This is a genomic window from Ruminococcus bovis, from assembly GCF_005601135.1.
GTDB classification, from domain to species: Bacteria; Bacillota; Clostridia; order Oscillospirales; family Acutalibacteraceae; genus Ruminococcoides; species Ruminococcoides bovis.
Genome location: NZ_CP039381.1, coordinates 1,928,323 through 1,945,856 on the forward strand (window position 1 = coordinate 1,928,323; position 17,534 = coordinate 1,945,856).

18 protein-coding genes are annotated in these 17,534 nt (G+C 34.4%); 16 read left to right on the forward strand and 2 right to left on the reverse strand.

Annotated features, from left to right (window positions below; all coding sequences use genetic code 11):
- Positions 1-18: 18 nt before the first annotated feature.
- The 9 genes from E5Z56_RS09080 to E5Z56_RS09120 all read left to right on the forward strand — a co-directional run bounded on the left by E5Z56_RS09080 (position 19) and on the right by E5Z56_RS09120 (position 9,579).
- Positions 19-1,269 (forward strand): sodium ion-translocating decarboxylase subunit beta, encoded by a 1,251-nt coding sequence (locus E5Z56_RS09080; protein ID WP_138157504.1) that lies wholly within the window; start codon positions 19-21, stop codon positions 1,267-1,269.
- Positions 1,270-1,458: 189 nt separating this feature from the next.
- Entirely contained in the window at positions 1,459-2,256 is a 798-nt protein-coding gene (locus E5Z56_RS09085; protein ID WP_138157505.1) for a YveK family protein, read from the forward strand.
- A complete protein-coding gene (locus E5Z56_RS09090) occupies positions 2,240-3,022 on the forward strand; it encodes a CpsD/CapB family tyrosine-protein kinase (RefSeq protein WP_175405437.1) in 783 nt (260 codons plus the stop codon). Before E5Z56_RS09085 ends, E5Z56_RS09090 begins: the two co-directional genes overlap by 17 nt.
- Before the next feature lie 145 nt (positions 3,023-3,167).
- Positions 3,168-4,451: an aminotransferase class I/II-fold pyridoxal phosphate-dependent enzyme gene (locus E5Z56_RS09095; protein WP_138157507.1), complete on the forward strand. Its 1,284-nt coding sequence runs from the start codon at positions 3,168-3,170 to the stop codon at positions 4,449-4,451.
- Between the two features lie 235 nt (positions 4,452-4,686).
- Positions 4,687-6,093 (forward strand): protein translocase subunit SecD, encoded by a 1,407-nt coding sequence (gene secD / locus E5Z56_RS09100; protein ID WP_138157508.1) that lies wholly within the window; start codon positions 4,687-4,689, stop codon positions 6,091-6,093.
- Positions 6,083-7,033, forward strand: a complete 951-nt coding sequence (secF, locus tag E5Z56_RS09105; RefSeq protein ID WP_138157509.1) for a protein translocase subunit SecF — start codon at positions 6,083-6,085, stop codon at positions 7,031-7,033. Before secD ends, secF begins: the two co-directional genes overlap by 11 nt.
- 77 nt (positions 7,034-7,110) lie before the next feature.
- On the forward strand, positions 7,111-8,037 hold the full coding sequence (locus tag E5Z56_RS09110; protein WP_175405438.1) for a metal ABC transporter substrate-binding protein: 927 nt from the start codon (positions 7,111-7,113) through the stop codon (positions 8,035-8,037).
- Entirely contained in the window at positions 8,024-8,770 is a 747-nt protein-coding gene (locus tag E5Z56_RS09115; protein ID WP_138157511.1) for a metal ABC transporter ATP-binding protein, read from the forward strand. The genes E5Z56_RS09110 and E5Z56_RS09115 overlap by 14 nt, the downstream gene beginning before the upstream one ends.
- A complete protein-coding gene (locus tag E5Z56_RS09120; RefSeq protein WP_138157512.1) occupies positions 8,770-9,579 on the forward strand; it encodes a metal ABC transporter permease in 810 nt (269 codons plus the stop codon). The genes E5Z56_RS09115 and E5Z56_RS09120 overlap by 1 nt, the downstream gene beginning before the upstream one ends.
- Positions 9,580-9,614: 35 nt before the next feature.
- On the opposite strand, the gene E5Z56_RS09125 is transcribed toward E5Z56_RS09120, so the two are convergent.
- A complete protein-coding gene (locus E5Z56_RS09125) occupies positions 9,615-9,995 on the reverse strand; it encodes a DUF4363 family protein (protein WP_138157513.1) in 381 nt (126 codons plus the stop codon).
- A complete protein-coding gene (locus tag E5Z56_RS09130) occupies positions 9,996-10,664 on the reverse strand; it encodes a DUF421 domain-containing protein (RefSeq protein WP_138157514.1) in 669 nt (222 codons plus the stop codon). It abuts the gene before it with no gap.
- A gap of 92 nt (positions 10,665-10,756) precedes the next feature.
- Between E5Z56_RS09130 and E5Z56_RS09135 the strand changes: the two genes are divergently transcribed.
- The 7 genes from E5Z56_RS09135 (at position 10,757) to whiA (ending at position 17,533) form a co-directional block, all read left to right on the forward strand.
- On the forward strand, positions 10,757-12,208 hold the full coding sequence (locus tag E5Z56_RS09135; protein ID WP_138157515.1) for a spore germination protein: 1,452 nt from the start codon (positions 10,757-10,759) through the stop codon (positions 12,206-12,208).
- Entirely contained in the window at positions 12,189-13,163 is a 975-nt protein-coding gene (locus tag E5Z56_RS09140) for a hypothetical protein (protein WP_138157516.1), read from the forward strand. The genes E5Z56_RS09135 and E5Z56_RS09140 overlap by 20 nt, the downstream gene beginning before the upstream one ends.
- Positions 13,156-13,695 carry a Ger(x)C family spore germination protein gene (locus E5Z56_RS09145; RefSeq protein ID WP_138157517.1) on the forward strand — a complete coding sequence of 180 codons (540 nt, stop codon included), beginning with the start codon at positions 13,156-13,158 and terminating at the stop codon, positions 13,693-13,695. Before E5Z56_RS09140 ends, E5Z56_RS09145 begins: the two co-directional genes overlap by 8 nt.
- A 140-nt stretch (positions 13,696-13,835) precedes the next feature.
- A complete protein-coding gene (hprK, locus tag E5Z56_RS09150) occupies positions 13,836-14,807 on the forward strand; it encodes an HPr(Ser) kinase/phosphatase (RefSeq protein ID WP_138157518.1) in 972 nt (323 codons plus the stop codon).
- 33 nt (positions 14,808-14,840) lie between these two features.
- Positions 14,841-15,734: a UDP-N-acetylmuramate dehydrogenase gene (gene murB / locus E5Z56_RS09155; RefSeq protein WP_232842426.1), complete on the forward strand. Its 894-nt coding sequence runs from the start codon at positions 14,841-14,843 to the stop codon at positions 15,732-15,734.
- Positions 15,734-16,600, forward strand: a complete 867-nt coding sequence (rapZ, locus tag E5Z56_RS09160; protein ID WP_138157520.1) for an RNase adapter RapZ — start codon at positions 15,734-15,736, stop codon at positions 16,598-16,600. Before murB ends, rapZ begins: the two co-directional genes overlap by 1 nt.
- Positions 16,601-16,612: 12 nt before the next feature.
- Positions 16,613-17,533 (forward strand): DNA-binding protein WhiA, encoded by a 921-nt coding sequence (whiA, locus tag E5Z56_RS09165; protein WP_138157521.1) that lies wholly within the window; start codon positions 16,613-16,615, stop codon positions 17,531-17,533.
- Position 17,534 lies beyond the last annotated feature (1 nt).

The window sequence follows — 17,534 nt, forward strand, 5'->3', positions numbered from 1 at the left end:
GGAAAGGAAGTTTAAACAATGGGAATTATTGACGGTTTTCTAGAAGGTATCATCGGCCTTGTAGAATCTTCCGGCTTTGTATCACTAGGCTGGCAGAACTATGTAATGGTCGCAGTTTCTTTCGTACTTTTTTATCTGGCTATCGCAAAAGAATACGAACCACTAATCCTTTTACCTTTAGCATTTGGTATGCTACTTGTAAATTTATGTCCATCAATTATGGGTGCTCCTTCAACAGAGTTTGTACTTCAATCAGAGTATCTGAAAACCCATGATGTGGCGTCCCAATCAGTACAGTATGCAACTACTGTAATGAATGGTGAGGTTTATTATAATGTGCCTACTTACGGTGGCCTACTTTACTACCTATATCAGGGTGTTAAGATGGGTATTTACCCACCACTAATCTTCCTAGGTATTGGTGCTATGACTGACTTTGGCCCTCTAATTGCTAACCCTAAGTCATTCATCCTTGGTGCTGCTGCTCAGTTAGGTATCTTCTTCACATTCTTCGGTGCTATCTTCCTAGGCTTTACACAGGCTCAGGCAGGTTCAATCGGTATTATCGGTGGTGCTGATGGCCCTACTGCTATTTTCGTAACAAGTAAACTTGCTCCGGATCTACTAGGTCCTATCGCAGTTGCTGCTTACTCTTATATGGCACTTGTTCCTATTATTCAGCCACCTATTATGAAGGCTCTAACAACAAAGAAGGAAAGAGCAATCAAGATGTCTCAGCTAAGACCTGTTTCAAAGCTAGAGAAGATTATCTTCCCAATCGTTGTTATCGTTCTTGTAGCACTTCTACTTCCTGATGCTGCTCCACTAGTTGGTATGCTAATGCTTGGTAACCTAATGAAAGAATCAGGCGTTGTTGATAGAATCGCAAAGACAGCTCAGAACGAACTAATGAACATCGTTACTATCTTCCTAGGTGTAACAGTTGGTGCTACTGCAACAGGTACAGTTTTCCTACAGTTAAACACACTAAAGATTATTCTTTTAGGTCTAATCGCTTTCTGTCTAGGTACAGCTGCCGGTGTTCTATTTGGTAAGCTAATGTGCGTTCTAACTAAGGGTAAGGTTAATCCACTAATCGGTTCAGCCGGTGTTTCTGCCGTTCCAATGGCTGCTCGTGTATCACAGAAGGTTGGTCAGCAAGAAAACCCAACAAACTATCTATTAATGCACGCTATGGGACCAAATGTAGCAGGTGTTATCGGTTCTGCTGTTGCAGCCGGTGTTCTGCTAAGTGTTATCCCTCACTAATTAATAAATATAACCTAATAAATGCCTCAACTATGTTGGGGCATTTTTCTTTGTCAAAATATATTATTATTCCAATTAAGAATAATATTTTCTGTTTTATTTGTTAAAATAGTGTAGATACAAAATAAATAATTTATAACAAAATATTTTTGTGCAACATTTATTAAATTATTTAGGGGAGGACTTCTCTTGTTTTATAAGGATTTTACAGTATCATTCTTCTTGAAAATGATACTAAAGCGACTTAAATTTATTATTTTGCTTACATTAGTAGGTGGAATACTTACTTTACTATATGCCAATTTCTTTATTACACCATCATATTCTGCTCAAGCAATGGTAATTGTTCAGAACTATACTGCAGCAGATGCAGCAGCAGATGAGGCTCAAAAGGCTGCCGAAAATGGTGTTACCGATCAAAGTCAGCAAGAAGATATACAGGATACAACAAATGCAAAGAGCTTTAACGATGGCAATGTTAAGATTTATGCCAGTGACCTTAATGCTTCATCAACACTTGCTCAGTACTGTACAATTCTTTTCAAGAATAATGTTGAAATTCAGAATATGCTTAATGGTTGTGGTATGGAAATTACTCAGGAACAAGACAGTAACTTCCTATGGATTACAATGACTTCATCAAATCCTAAGACTGCTGCCGATACTTGTAACGCAGTTGTAAATAAAATCACAGGTACTAAGAATGAACAAGGTTTGTTTGATGAAATCTTCTCAGCCGGTGGTGTAACTGCAGTTAAGTATGCATCAGTACCATCCTCAAGCACATATCCAAATGTTAAGAACTATGCCCTTTATGGTTTAGTTGGTGGACTTGCACTTTCACTTGTTATTTCATTTATTCTTGAACTTGTTGATACAACAGTTAAGCATGATGATGACCTATTTAAAATGTATAAGATACCTGTATTCGGTGAAATAATGGACTTTGAACAGAATGGAGATGACACAGATGAAGCTAAGAAGTAAAGGTAGAAGAAGATCTGATAGTGGATATTCTGTTGGTCATAGCCAAAGCTATATGGCAAATTCAGCTCAATCAGGTGACGCAGGTAAATTTGCTATTATTGAAGGTTATAAGATTGCAAGAACAAATATTCAATTCTCACTTTCAGCAAGTAATGACAACTGTTTTGCAGTAACTTCTTGGAGTAAGGGTGAGGGCAAAAGTACCTCAACCTCTAATATAGCTATTTCATTTGCAAAAATGGATAAAAAGGTTATTTTACTGGATTGTGACCTTAGAAGACCTAATATTCACAATCTTCTAAAACTTGAGAATACTGCCGGTATGACATCTGTTTTGTGTAATGATAAAACATTTGATCAGGTAGTACAGAGAGAAGTTTTACCTAATCTTGATGTACTTACAGTTGGTACAATACCACCAAACCCATCAGAACTTATCGGTTCAGACAATTTTGCTAATTTAATCAGAGAACTAAAGAAAAAGTATGATTATGTAATTATGGATACAGCTCCTATCGGTATTGTTACGGATGCTTTGCTTGTAAAGGACTTAGTAGCCGGTTACTTAATTGTTGTTCGTGAAGGTGTAACAACCCATGGTGACATTCAGAACTTTTTAAAAGCTATGGAAACTTCAGGTGCAAAACCAATGGGCTTCTTAAAGGTTGGTTGTGACCCAAGTGAAGGCAAAAGTGGCAAGTATAAGTACAAAAAGTACAATAGATACAACAAATATAACTCTTACGAATATTATAGATATTATTAATAATATATACCCTGCACATTGTTGCAGGGTCTTTTTTTGTAGATTATTAGCAAGATTTTGCAAGATTAAAAATAATACTTGCATTATTGATAAAATAGTATTAGAATAATAAAGTAATATATAATATATTTGAAGGGGAATAGGTATGAATTATTCAGAAATGACAAAAGAACAACTTCTTAACGAAAAGTCTGCTCTGGAAAAACAGTATGAAGATTACAAAGCAATGAACTTAAAGCTAGATATGTCAAGAGGTAAGCCAAGCACAGAACAGCTTAACATCTCTTCTCGTATCCTTGATATTCTAACATCAACAAGTGATTGTTCAACAGAAAAAGGTTTTGACTGCCGTAACTACGGTCTAATGGACGGTATTACAGAAATCAAGCCAATCTTTGCACAAATGATGCAGGTTGACCCTGATATGATTATGGTTGGTGGTAACTCATCACTTAATATGATGTTTGATACAATTTCATTATTTATGACTAAGTCACCTGTAGAGGGTGAAAAGCCATGGTTAGAAGTTAAGAACAGAAAGTTCTTATGTCCTGCTCCGGGTTATGACAGACACTTTGGTATTACAGAATACTTTGGCTTTGAAATGATTACAATTCCAATGACTAGTGAAGGTCCTGATATGGATATGGTTGAAAAGCTAGTTGCCGAAGATGACTCAATCAAGGGTATTTGGTGTGTTCCTAAGTATAGTAACCCTCAGGGTATCACATATAGTGATGAAACAGTAAAGAGATTTGCTAACCTAAATCCAAAGGCAAAAGATTTCAGAATTTTCTGGGATGATGCTTACTGTGTTCATGATGTTACAGAAACTCCTGATAAGCTTATTTCCCTAATGGATGAATGTAAGAAGACAGGTAAAACAGATTTACCAATTATCTTCTGTTCAACTTCTAAGATTACTTTCCCAGGTAGTGGTGTTGCTGCTATGGCTGCTGATGAAAACAATATGAAAGTAATTAAGGAAAAATATAAATATCAGACAATCAGCTTTGATAAGGTTAATATGCTAAGACATATCCTATTCTTTAAGGATATTGATGGCGTTAAGGCTCATATGGATAAGCATAAGAGTATCCTAAAGCCTAAGTTTGACATTGTTCTAAAGCATTTAAAGGAAAGTGTAGGTCCAACAGGTGTTGCAACTTGGTTTGAACCAAACGGTGGTTACTTTGTAGCAGTTGATGTTATGGAAGGTACTGCAAAGAAAGTTGTAGAACTTTGTAAAGAAGCCGGTGTTGTTCTGACAGGTGCAGGTGCAACATATCCATATGGCAACGACCCTAAGGATAGCAACATCAGAATTGCTCCATCATATCCAACACTTGATGAACTGGAAAAAGCAATGGAGATTTTCTGTGTAGCAACAAAACTTGCAGCAGTTAATAAAATTCTTGAAAATATGTAAATAAGATATTAATCAAATGTTACAGTATTTTAAATTATATTTATCTCTTTGCACAATAATTACTTAAATATTTGTGTTATATGACAAAATTATCTTTTATAAATATTAAATATTTGATGAATCATTGACTTTTTCACTAAATAAAAGTATAATTACTCTGTTGTGTTCTATCAGAATGTGGCAGAGTATTTTATTTGCCAACAGAATAGAATAAAAAAATATTGGAGGAAAAGGCATGAAAAGAATTCCAAAGCCTGTATTCTTCATTGTCGCAATTCTAATTTTACTGTTTAGCTATACAGCAATCTTTGGTGTATCTTATTACACAGGTGACGTAAAGCACACAGTTATAAAAGGTGTTAACGACATTAGATGGGGAATTGACATTCAGGGTGGCGTGGAAGCAACATTTGTTCCAGCCAACGGTAAAAAAGCCACTGACTCACAACTTGATTCAGCTAAGGCAATTATTGAAACTCGTATGGTTTCAAACGGTATCACAGATTACGAACTATATACTGATAGCGGTACTAGTAGTATTATCGTTCGTTTTCCATGGAAAGAAGACGAAAAAGATTTTGACGCAGAAAAGTCAATTCAAGAAATTGGTTCTACTGCAAAGCTAACTTTCCGTCCGGGTAACTCTTACAAAGAAACTTCTTTGGGAGCAGACGGTGAACCTGTTTATAAGACACCAACAGGTGACACTGAAACAGTCCTAATGGACGGTTCTCATGTTAAGGACACTTCTGTTGCTCAGAATACTGACGGTTCAGGTAACTATGTTGTTAACCTTGAATTTGACAGTGAAGGCACAAAGCAGTTTGCTGACATTACACAGAAGTATGTAAACCAAGTTGTTTCAATTTGGATGGATGATGAAATGCTTTCAGCTCCAACAATTAATGAAGCAATCACAGGTGGTAAGGCTCAGATTTCCGGTAACTTTACTGTTGAATCAGCAACAAAACTTGCTAACCAGATTAAGGCCGGTGCTCTTCCATTTGCTTTAGAAACAAAGTCAAATGGTAGTATCTCACCAACACTTGGTGATAACTCTCTAACAGCTATGGCAATTGCTGCAGTTATTGCTTTTGCAATTATTGCAATTTTTGTAATTCTAATATATAGACTTCCTGGTGTAATTACAGTTATTGCTCTAATCGGTCAGATGGGTCTATCAGTAGCAGCAATCTCAAGATACTTCACAGTATTTAATTCCTTTACAATGACTCTACCTGGTATTGCCGGTATTATCTTGTCAATTGGTATGGGTGTTGATGCTAACATTATCACTGCTGAAAGAATTAAGGAAGAATTTAGAAACGGTAAGACACTTGACGGTGCAATTGATAGAGGTACTAAGAGTTCACTATCAGCTATCGTGGATGGTAATATGACAGTTGTTATCGTTTCTGTTATTCTACTACTTGTATTTGGTACTGCAAACATTCTATCATTTATGTTTGGTGCTTCCACAACAGGTACAATTTACGCATTTGGTTACACACTACTAATGGGTGTTATCTCTAACTTTATTATGGGTGTTCTACTTTCAAGAGTAATGCTAAAGAGTGTTGTAGGCTTTAAGTGTGTAAGAAAGAAATGGCTATTTGGAGGTGCAAAAAATAATGAAGAATAAGTTAGTTCGTTTTACTAAATTCAGTAAAGTATTTTTTGGCATCTCTTTGGGTATCATACTTATTGGTATCATTTGTAACTTTGTATTTGGCACTCAGCTAGATATTCAGTTCCGTGGTGGTTCTTACATTAAATACTCTTATGTAGGCGATGTTGATACAGATAAGCTAAAGGATGTTATCCAGACAAATACTAAGCAAGAAGTTACAATGTCAATTAGCTCAGATATCCTTTCTAACTCTAAGAAGGGTGACGCTTATACAATCCGTGTTGAATTTGCCGGTACTAAGGCTATTTCAACTAATGAACAAAAGAACTTAACACAGACAGTTCAGAAGGCTTTCCCTGATAACAACTTCAAGGTTCTTGAAGCATCAGCTATCGAAAGCTCAATGGGTTCTAAGTTCTTACTAAAATGTTTAACAGCTGTTGCTATCGCAAGTATTCTTATGGTTCTATATGTTACAATTAGATTCCGTAAGATTGGTGGTCTATCAGCCGGTGTTATGGCTCTTGTAGCTTTGTTCCACGATGTGGCTATGATTTACTTTATGTATGTAATTTTCCAGATGCCTATCGACTCAAACTTCATTGCCGTTGTTCTTATGATTCTAGGTTACTCACTTAACGATACAATCGTTATTTACGATAGAGTTCGTGAAGAACGCCGTAACTTCGGTGCTAAGGAAGACATTGGCTATGTATTCGATTACAGTGCAACTAAGGTTCTTAGAAGAACAATCTTTACTTCTCTGACAACACTTATTGCTATCGGTACAGTTCTTGTTGTTTCAATGATTTTCAACATTTCATCAGTTACAAGTTTCGCACTTCCAATGATGATTGGTGTTATCTCAGGTTGTTACAGTTCTGTATGTATCGCAGGTCCTCTATGGGTTATGTGGCAGAAACACAAGAAGAAAGCTAAGGCTAGTAAATAATTATTAATGCTTTACATATAAGGGTGGTTTTTGCCACCCTTATTTTATAATTATAAGATTTTAAAGGTGGGTTGTTTTTGAAAAAGATTATTTCAATATTTCTTCTGTTTGTTGTTACTTTTGCTTTTTGTTCATGTGGTGAAGTTAAGAAGTCAACAGATAAAATTTCTGTAGTAACAACAATTTTCCCTTATTATGACTTTGCAAGAAGTGTATCAAAGGGTACTTGTGATGTTGATATGTTACTAAAACCGGGAAGTGATGTACATTCTTTTGAACCAACACCATCTGATATTATAAAAATCAGAAATGCAGATTTGTTCATCTATAATGGTGGTGAAAGTGATGAATGGGTAGACTCTATTCTTGAATCACTTGGAGATACCGACAAGCCGGTTGTTATGAAAATGACCGATTATGTTAAGCCTCTTGCCGAAATGGATGCTGACCATCATGCTGAAGATGAAGAGGATGAACATATCTGGACAAGTCTTGACAATGCAAAAACTTTAGTTTCAAAAATCAGTGATGAAGTTTCTAAGCTAGACCAAAAGCATAAAACGGTTTATAATAAAAATAGTCTTGATTACATTGAGAAAATCAGTAAAGTACAAATTGAAATTGAAAATACTGTAAATTCTTCAAAAAGTAAAAAAATAGTTGTGGGTGATAGATTTCCACTTCTATATTTTGCAACAGAATTTTCTCTTGATTGGGAATGTGCATTCCCGGGATGTAGTACAGAAACCGAACCTAGCTTGGATAGACTTTCAAAATTAACTGATACTATTGAAAAAGATAAAATAAAAACTATCCTAAAGCTTGAAATGTCTGAAAATAAAGTTGCAGACACTTTGGCTGATGAAACAAATACAAAGGTAAGAACATTTTATAGTGCTGAGTCTGTTTCAAAAGAAGACTTTGCAAATAATGTTACCTATGTTGACTTAATGAAAAGAAATAACAATGCTTTAAAGGAGGCACTCTCAAATGACACAAATTAAAGTTGAAAATGCTACTATGGGTTACGAGGGTGTACCTGTAATCAAAGACCTATCATTCCAGATAGATGAAGGGGACTATGTTTGTATAGTGGGTGAAAACGGTAGTGGTAAAACAACCTTGATGAAAGGTATCTTAGGACTAAACCCACCACTAAAAGGTTCAATTAAATATAATGGCCTTGATAAGAATGAAATAGGTTATCTCCCTCAAAAGAAAAATATCCAAAAGGATTTCCCTGCATCTGTTATGGAGGTTGTGCTTTCAGGTTGTATAAATCGAAAGTATCATATTTTCCACAACAAAAAGGATAAAGAGAATGCTATTAGGCATTTACAAATGGTAAATATGCTTGACTACAAGAAACATTCATTTAGTCAGCTTTCAGGTGGTCAGCAACAGAGAATTTTACTTGCCAGAGCATTATGTGCTACAGAAAAGGTTATTGTACTTGATGAACCGGTAACAGGTCTTGACCCAATAGCTACTGCCGATATGTATTCACTTATTAAAGATATTAACCATAAAGGCATTACGGTAATTATGGTTACTCATGATATTAATATGGCAGTTAGACAAGCAAGTCATATTCTTCATATTTCTGCCGGTACAGAGGGTACAAACTTCTTTGGTACTGCTCATCAGTATGTGCACAGTAGTGTTGGTAGCAAATTCTTGCTTACTGAATGTCCTTGTGATGTTTGTACTCATAGTCATAATAAGGAGGTAAAATAATGATAGAATTTTTCTCCTATGGTTTTATTGAAAGAGCAATGATTGTAGGTGCTTTAGTTTCCCTTTGTGCTGCACTTTTAGGTGCAATTCTTGTGCTAAAGCGTTACTCTATGATTGGTGACGGTCTTAGTCATGTTGGCTTTGGTGCAATAGCAATTGGTGCTGCTGCTAACTTAACACCAATGTATTTTGCTTTGCCAATGATGATTATTTCAGCTTTTATATTGCTGAAACTTTCTTCATCATCAAATAGCAAAATGAGTGGTGACTCAGCAATTGCTATTATCAGTTCATCAGCTTTAGCAATAGGTATTACAGTTTGTTCTGTAACAGGAATGAATAGTGACCTTAACAGTTATCTGTTCGGTTCAATCCTTGCAACAAGTAAAGAAGATGCAATTCTTGCAATTATCTTGGCAGTAATTATTATTGTTAGTTTCTTTATTTTCTACAATAAGATTTTTGCAGTAACATTTGATGATGACTTTGCAAAGGCAACAGGTACTCCTACAAATGTTTATAATATGGTTATTGCAGTGCTTACTGCTTTAACAATTGTAATCGGTATGAGAGTAATGGGTACACTACTGATTTCAGCACTTATTATTTTCCCATCATTAACATCAATGAGATTGTTTAGAAACTTTAAGGGTGTTATTATCAGTTCAGTTGTAATTTCACTGTTCTGTTTCTTTACCGGTATGATTGTGTCCTTTAATTTTGACACACCTACCGGTGCAACAGTTGTTTTAGTGAACTTAGCAATGTTCATTATTTTCTGGATAATTTCAAAAATTCTAAAAAGATAAAATTAATGCCCCTAGTTTTAGGGGCATTTTTTCTACTAAAAAATATTATCACCATAAGGCAGTTCATTTGTGTATAGCACATTGAACTGCTTTTTTATTCTGTCATTTGCAGATAAATAATCTTCCTTACCGTCCTCATTTGTGTATTCCGGTAACTGCTCTATATCCATACTGATTTCATCAAGTAAAGAGTGTTCCATAAGGTAGTTTAGTTTCTTTTCTTGCTTATCCCATTTTTTAATCAGTTCTTCACTAAGTTCTTTTGCTTTTTCATAATCCTTGTTTTCCATAGCAATTCTGCTTTCATCAATAGTTTTTGTGAAAGTATCTCTGCTGTTTTTTATTGCGTAAATTTCAGTAAAACAAATGGCAAAAGCTATTGTAACAAGGACAGCAACCCACCATAACCGTTTCATTTAATCTCTCCTAATAATGTTGTATTCTTTCTTTCTGTTGGCAGTCATAATAAAAACATCTTCAAGTTTAATGTGATTTTGTTTTAGAATTTTATCCACCCATTTGGTGTCAAGGTTGCAAAGTTCAAGTGAATTGGAAAGATACCTAGAGTCATTAATAACAACTGCCTCAATACCCGTATCGGGAATTTCAATACCTAAGTCCTCAGCAGATGGTGTTCTTTTCTCAGGCTTTTCAAGTACACTGACATCACCGTTAGTTTCTACAATGCAGTACTGTACATCTTCAAGAGAAAATATACCTTGTTGCCTTAACTGTACACATAAGTCCTCAGTAGTCATCCTTAGCCTTCTAAGTTGATTTTGCAGTATTCTGCCATCCTTTATTACCATTTCAGGAGAACCACATACAATTTTTCTGAACTTTCCACTTTTCAGCATAATAACGGAAAATACAATTTCAAGAGAAATAAGTATAAGTATAGGTACAATTCCTGAAACAAGGGGAGTGCTTGTGTTTTGCATAGGCATTACTGCAATGTCTGAAATTAGCAGAGTAATTACAAGCTCGCTTGTCTGCATTTCCGAAAGTTGCCTTTTGCCCATTACTCGCAAGGAAAACATAATAAAAATATAAAGTATCACTGTTCTAATAATTGAAATTAACATATCATCACCGTTAATAGTTTTTCTCAAATGGGTAAAATAATACATAAATGTATAATTCAAGAATTTTGTTCAACTATAATAATGGTGATTTTATGTTTAAAAATTTGAAAGAAAATATAAATTATCTGCAAGATGTAACCTCTTCATCAGCAGATTTTACGGTTAGGAAAATGAAGCTCAATGACGGCACATTTGTTGCAATTTTCACTATTGAGGGAATGGTAAATAAAGACGGTTTAACTTTAGCAGTATCAGACCCATTACTTTCTGCAACTATACCAACCGGTGTAAATAAATATGAATTTATTAGGGATAGAGTGCTATCAACTCCTGAAATTATTGAGATAAATACCTTTGATGAATTGCTTGATTTTTCAATGTCAGGCTTTGCAGTACTGGGAATAGACGGATATGAAAAAATGCTTGTAATCGGATTACAAGGCTTTTCATTTAGAAGTGTATCAGAACCGTCATCTGAAATGGTGTTTAGAGGTAGCAGAGAGGGCTTTACAGAACCACTGAGAATTAATATGTCACTAATTCGCAGAAGAATGAAAAACCCTGATTTAGTGTTTCAGACAATGACAATAGGTAATCTTTCTAAAACTCAAATATGTTTGTGTTACCTAAAGTCAGCAGTTTCAAAATCAATACTTAAAGAACTAAAGAGAAGGCTAAATAGTATTAACCTAGATACAGTTTTAGCATCAGGATATTTAGTTTCTTACTTAGGTGATGAAGATAAAAATACTTTACTTTCCACAGTAGGTGTTACTGAAAGACCTGATACATTGTGTGGCAAAATAACTGAGGGTAGAATCGGTATTTTAGTAGACGGTACACCATCAGCAATACTTGTTCCACATTTGTTTATTGAAAATTTCCAAAGTTTTGACGACTATTCTAATAGACCTTACTTTGCATCATTTATTAGAATTTTAAAGTATATGTCATTCCTCTTTGCAATTTATTTACCTAGCCTTTTTATTGCAATAACTGACTTTCACCCTGAGTATATACCGGTAGGATTGTTAACCCATATATCCGACTCCTTAGAAACCACACCTTTTCCCTTAATGCTGGAAGTACTGTTTGTTGCCTTTATGTATGAGGTTATGAGAGAGGCAGGACTAAGACTGCCTAAACCTTTAGGTCATGCAGTAGGTATAGTAGGTGCATTGGTAATTGGTGAAACAGGTGTTTCAGCCGGTTTAATATGTCCCACAACATTGATAATAGTTGCCTTTTCTGCAATATGTTCATATGTTATTCCGGAACTTTACGGTACAATTACAGTAGTAAAATTTATTTACATTATCATTTCAGGAATTTTCGGTGTAATAGGAATTATCCTTGCATCACTAATTGCAACAATTTCTGTTTGTTCACTTAAAAGTTTTGGTGTGCCATATTTGGCACCTATAGTGCCGATTTCAAAAGGTGTTATTTCCGATAATTTTATAAGGTCAGATTGGCACAGACTTACTAAACACAAAGTTAAGTTACAAAATATGGTGGGAGTTGATGATAAATTTGAAAAGTAAAATAAACGCATTGCAGTATTCAATATTACTTTCACTTTCAATTCTATGTGGTGTTACTCTTTTGCCCAATTCTTTTTCTTGCTTTTCTATGATAATTTCTGTTATCATATCATTCTTATTGCAAATTCCATCACTAGTAGCCTTTAGAAACAATGATTTACCTATCCCTATATTTTTCAAGGTCGTTACAGCAGTATTTTCAATTTTAATTTCAGTAAGACTTATAAATATTTTTTCAGACTTTTTTGTAACATCAATCAATCCCACTCAATCAAAAATTTATATTGCAATTCTAATTTCACTTGCATTAATTTATCCATCACTAAAGGGAATAGAGTCAATCTCAAGAGGTAGCATAATCGGTGGATTTTTCTCATTAATTTCACTGATTCTCATAATGTTTTGTGTGCCATATACTGATATGTCTATGTTTACAGACAGAGAGTCAACTCTAAAAATAACTGATGGTTTAAATTTATTATTTGTATTTGCACCACTTGTAGTTTCATTTGCATTTAATAAAAATTATAAAGGCAAGAAACTAAGGGCAAATTTACTTCCTTTTGCAATAGTTTCTATTGTGATTGCTTTGTTAATGTGTTTTGTAAAGCTACTTAATATTTCCGAATATAGCTATCCTTTATATACATTATCAAAAATTTCTTTCAAAATGATACCTATGGGTTTATCGGGACTTTTCCTAGTATTGTCATTAATTTGCATTTTCTTTGGAATTCTGTATTTTAATTTATCAGTAAAGAATATTATGGATAACCACAGTAAAGTAATGTCATTAATATTTATTTTTGCAGTAATGATAGTTTCAGTATTAACAATTGCATTGCCTGATGTGGGAAAAATAATTTTAAATAATTATTTTTTGCTGAGTCTTTATCTGATTATCACTTTGCTAACACCGATTTTTGCAACAATAAAGGGGAAGAAAAATGTATAAGAAATTATTGTCAATTGTATTTTTATTAATTTTTCTGTTTTCATTTACAGGGTGTGAAAGTAATGAAATTAATTTAAAGATTATAACAGACGGTATTGTAATCAAGGATGACAGCTTAATGCTAATAACCGATACAGGTAAAAAGCCAATAATATACAAAAGTCCATACAGAAATTTTAAGGGCGCAGTAAAGGAAATTAAGAAAAAGTATGACTTAACACCATTTCTGTCACATTCAAAAGTAGTGGTAATTTCAGCAGAAATCACAGTAAATGAACTTGCTCATTATATTGAAGAACTGAAAAAGTATTATCAAATGCCACCTGATATAAAGGTAGCATTAGCAGAGAATGATACAATTGAAAAGATAGAACAAGGAAAGCTGAGAATTAAAGAAGTGAATATTTATATAAAAAATTCATTTAAAAATGACAGTAGAATTTGCACTTATGAGAATAATCTGTTAGGGCAAAAATTTCCTTTACTATACGAAAGTGACGGTAATGTTAACATAAAAAGAATAACAATTTAGTGAATATGTCCAAATTCTGTTGATAAATTTTTAATACTAATGTGTTTATAATTCTTAATCAGCATTTAAAATGCCGAAATATATAGTATAATAATGATGTATAATTATAAGTATAGAATTTTATCGAAAGGATTTTTATTATGGCAACTGAATATAAAGTTTCCCTTGATAAAGTTATCAAGGAACTATCACTGAAAACAGTTTATATGCCGGTTGATGCCAGTACAATCGACATTGTTTCTGCCGATATTGACCGTCCGGGACTGGAACTTACCGGCTACCTTGATTTCTTTGACTCAACAAGAATAATGATTTTAGGTTATACTGAATACAGTTACCTTAACCGTTTTGGTGCAGAACAACAGCACCATGTACTTAATGCCATTTTTTCACTGGGACCACCTGCAGTTATTATTACTCGTAATATGCGACCATCAAACCCACTGCTAATTGCTGCCGAAGAATGTGGTGTGCCTATTTTGGTTACATCAGAAACAACCAGTGAACTTTCTGTAAACCTTATTTCATATCTTAACAATGTTCTTGCTCCAAGAATTACTCGTCATGGTGTTCTTGTGGAAGTATATGGTGAAGGTTGCTTAATCACAGGTGACAGTGGTGTAGGTAAAAGTGAAACTGCCATTGAACTTATTAAGCGTGGTCACAGACTTGTTGCTGATGATGCAGTTGAAATTCGCCGTACTTCAAAGAACACTTTAGTAGGTACATCCCCTGAGAACATTCGTCACTTTATTGAACTTCGTGGTATCGGTATTATTAATGCAAGAAGAATCTTTGGTATGGGTGCTATCAAACAAAGTGAAAAGATTGATATGGTAATTAATATGGAACTGTGGGACTCTAACAGAGCTTATGACAGAATGGGTCTTGACAGTGAATATACAGAAATTTTAGGTGTTGATGTACCTGTAACTACAATTCCTGTGCGTCCCGGTAGAAACCTATCTATGATTATTGAAGTTGCTGCTATGAACAACAGACAAAAGAAGATGGGTTATAACGCTGCTATGGAACTACTTGAGAACCTTGGTATGAGTGTTGAGGAAGAGCATGTTCAGAACATCAAGGTTGATGCAGGTTTGGGAGAATAAATAATTATTGTTATTTAACTTATGGAGATTTATATGGAGAACTTACTTTCTTTTCTAAAAGAAAAAAACATTGAATATATTTGTAATGAACCTATGAAAAATCACACTACCTTTAAAGTAGGTGGCAATGCTGAATTTTTCGTTAAAGTAAAAAGTGTTGATGAACTTTCTGCTTTAATTAAGTTTATTACTGAGAACAACATTCCTTATTTTATTCTTGGTAAGGGTAGCAACCTGCTTGTTTCCGATGAGGGTATTAAGGGTGTTGTAATTATCCTTGACGGTGACTTTGAAAAGGTTGAAGTAAATGAAGAAACTATCACTGCCGGAGCAGGTGCATCATTAACAAAAATGTGCAGAACTGCCCTAGATAATAGCCTTTCAGGACTTGAATTTGCCTATGGTATTCCAGGTTCAGTAGGTGGTGCAGTATTTATGAATGCCGGTGCTTACGGTGGAGAAATGAAGGACTGTATTGTGTCAGTTGATTACATAACTCCTAGTGGTGAAATTGGCACATATAGCCTTGATGACCTACAGCTAGGTTATAGAACTTCAATCTTTAAATCTAACAAAAATATTGTTGTAGGTTGTACAGTTTCTCTTAATAAAGCAGATAAAGAAGATATTAAAGAAAAAATGACAGACCTACTTGGCAGAAGAAAATCAAAGCAACCTATTGAGTACCCATCAGCAGGTAGTACATTTAAAAGACCTGTGGGTAACTTTGCCGGTACACTTATTGAGTCTTGTGGACTAAAGGGCTATACAGTAGGTGGTGCTCAGGTTTCAGAGAAACATGCCGGTTTTGTAATCAATATCGGAAATGCTACTTCTAAGGATATTAATACATTAATTGAAGATGTACAAAAAATAGTAAAAGAAAAAACAGGTTACTTCCTTGAAACAGAGGTGATCAGACTATAATGGAACTTTTAATAATTTCAGGTATGTCAGGTGCAGGTAAATCAACTGCACTTAGAGCAGTTGAAGATATTGGATATTTCTGTGTGGATAATATGCCACCAATGTTACTTGGAACTTTCTATGATTTATGTGAACAGTCAACTGATGCCAAAATGAAGAAATGTGCAGTTGTTATTGATGTTCGTAGTGTATCGGCTATGACAAATCTTTATGATGAAATCAAGGCTAATTCACATCATGGTAGAAAGTTTAAGGTTCTTTTCCTAGATGCAAAGACAGAAACTTTAATAACTCGATATAAAGAAACAAGAAGAAGTCATCCGTTAGCTGATTTTGTTCCTGACCGTTCTGTTGAAAAGGCAGTTAAGAAAGAAAAGGAGCTTATGGGTATCCTAAAGGCTCATTCCGACTATGTTATTGACACAACATATATGTCACTAAAGCAACTTAGAGAAAGAGTAACAGGACTTTTCTCAACAAGTATTACAGACTCAATGAAGGTTACTGTAATGTCATTTGGCTTTAAGTACGGTATCCCTCTAGAGGCTGATATTGTGTTTGATGCAAGATGTCTTATCAACCCTTATTATGTGCCTGAACTAAAGCAACTTACAGGTCTTGATAAGGAAGTAAGGGACTATGTAATGGCATCAGAAGACAGTGTAACATTCCTTGAAAAAATACTTAATATGCTGGACTTTTCTTTGCCATTATACAAAAAGGAAGGCAAAAGTGAACTTGTAATTGCAGTAGGATGTACAGGTGGTAAGCACCGTTCTGTTACTTTAGCAAGAAACATTCATCATCACCTTCACGAAAAAGGCTATGCAGTAACAATAGCCCATAGAGATATTACTAAACAGTAAGGATGATACAAAATGTCATTTTCTTATGATACAAAAAAAGAATTGACTGAAATTGTACCGGAAATAAATAGTCTTTCTTTAGCACAATGTTACGGTATGTTGCTTTTTTCTAAGAAGTTTGCCTACAATGAACTTGTGTTTACAACAGAAAATAAATATGTTTGTGACAATTTATCAAACCTTTTGACTAACCTATATACACCAATGATTGAAAAGACTTCAGGGCTAAGGGTTCGTAATTCCAAGAATCCTTTAATAACAGTAAAGTTGCCTAATGAAGATGATTGCAATAGGATTTTTGAAAGTTTTGGTTATTCTAAAAGTGATGTGTCACTAAGACTTAATAGAGCAAATATATCGGAAGAAGGACAGATTTCAGCATTTTTAAGAGGTGCATTTCTTTCTTGTGGTAGCGTAACAAACCCTGAAAAAGGCTACCACCTGGAGTTTAAAGTACCTTTTAGAAATCTTGCAAATGATTTACTTACTTTGCTTTGTGAAATTGAGGAGTGTAACTTAACTCCAAAGTCTGTTACAAGGCAAGGTTACTTTATTGTGTATTTTAAGGACTCTGAACAAATAGCAGATTTTCTTGCTTATATTGGAGCATACTCAAGCTCAATGAATATAATCAACACCAAAATCACTAAGCAAGTGAAGAACAATGCAGTCCGAAAGGTAAATTCCGAAATACATAATATTAATAAAACAGCAGAGGCATCTGCTAAGCAGATTAATGCAATTAAAAAGATAATGAAATGCGATAATATATATAATTCTCTTTCACCGGAACTAAAAGAAATTGCACAGTTAAGGCTTGATAATCCGGAACTTTCTTTACGAGCATTAGGAGAATTAACAAGTGACAAGGTTAGTCGTAGTGGTGTAAACCATAGATTAAAGAAACTTATGTCATATATTGATGAGGTATAAT

What these genes read in the sequence shown, in the direction of transcription:
- E5Z56_RS09140 (WP_138157516.1), top strand. Translation starts at nt 12,189, where the DNA reads ATGATAAATTTGAAAAGTAAAATAAACGCATTGCAGTATTCAATATTA.
- secF (WP_138157509.1), top strand. Translation starts at nt 6,083, where the DNA reads ATGAAGAATAAGTTAGTTCGTTTTACTAAATTCAGTAAAGTATTTTTT.
- E5Z56_RS09120 (WP_138157512.1), top strand. Translation starts at nt 8,770, where the DNA reads ATGATAGAATTTTTCTCCTATGGTTTTATTGAAAGAGCAATGATTGTA.
- rapZ (WP_138157520.1), top strand. Translation starts at nt 15,734, where the DNA reads ATGGAACTTTTAATAATTTCAGGTATGTCAGGTGCAGGTAAATCAACT.
- E5Z56_RS09115 (WP_138157511.1), top strand. Translation starts at nt 8,024, where the DNA reads ATGACACAAATTAAAGTTGAAAATGCTACTATGGGTTACGAGGGTGTA.
- E5Z56_RS09145 (WP_138157517.1), top strand. Translation starts at nt 13,156, where the DNA reads ATGTATAAGAAATTATTGTCAATTGTATTTTTATTAATTTTTCTGTTT.
- E5Z56_RS09080 (WP_138157504.1), top strand. Translation starts at nt 19, where the DNA reads ATGGGAATTATTGACGGTTTTCTAGAAGGTATCATCGGCCTTGTAGAA.
- secD (WP_138157508.1), top strand. Translation starts at nt 4,687, where the DNA reads ATGAAAAGAATTCCAAAGCCTGTATTCTTCATTGTCGCAATTCTAATT.
- E5Z56_RS09135 (WP_138157515.1), top strand. Translation starts at nt 10,757, where the DNA reads ATGTTTAAAAATTTGAAAGAAAATATAAATTATCTGCAAGATGTAACC.
- E5Z56_RS09130 (WP_138157514.1), bottom strand. Translation starts at nt 10,664, where the DNA reads ATGTTAATTTCAATTATTAGAACAGTGATACTTTATATTTTTATTATG.
- whiA (WP_138157521.1), top strand. Translation starts at nt 16,613, where the DNA reads ATGTCATTTTCTTATGATACAAAAAAAGAATTGACTGAAATTGTACCG.
- E5Z56_RS09095 (WP_138157507.1), top strand. Translation starts at nt 3,168, where the DNA reads ATGAATTATTCAGAAATGACAAAAGAACAACTTCTTAACGAAAAGTCT.
- E5Z56_RS09090 (WP_175405437.1), top strand. Translation starts at nt 2,240, where the DNA reads ATGAAGCTAAGAAGTAAAGGTAGAAGAAGATCTGATAGTGGATATTCT.
- E5Z56_RS09125 (WP_138157513.1), bottom strand. Translation starts at nt 9,995, where the DNA reads ATGAAACGGTTATGGTGGGTTGCTGTCCTTGTTACAATAGCTTTTGCC.
- murB (WP_232842426.1), top strand. Translation starts at nt 14,841, where the DNA reads ATGGAGAACTTACTTTCTTTTCTAAAAGAAAAAAACATTGAATATATT.
- hprK (WP_138157518.1), top strand. Translation starts at nt 13,836, where the DNA reads ATGGCAACTGAATATAAAGTTTCCCTTGATAAAGTTATCAAGGAACTA.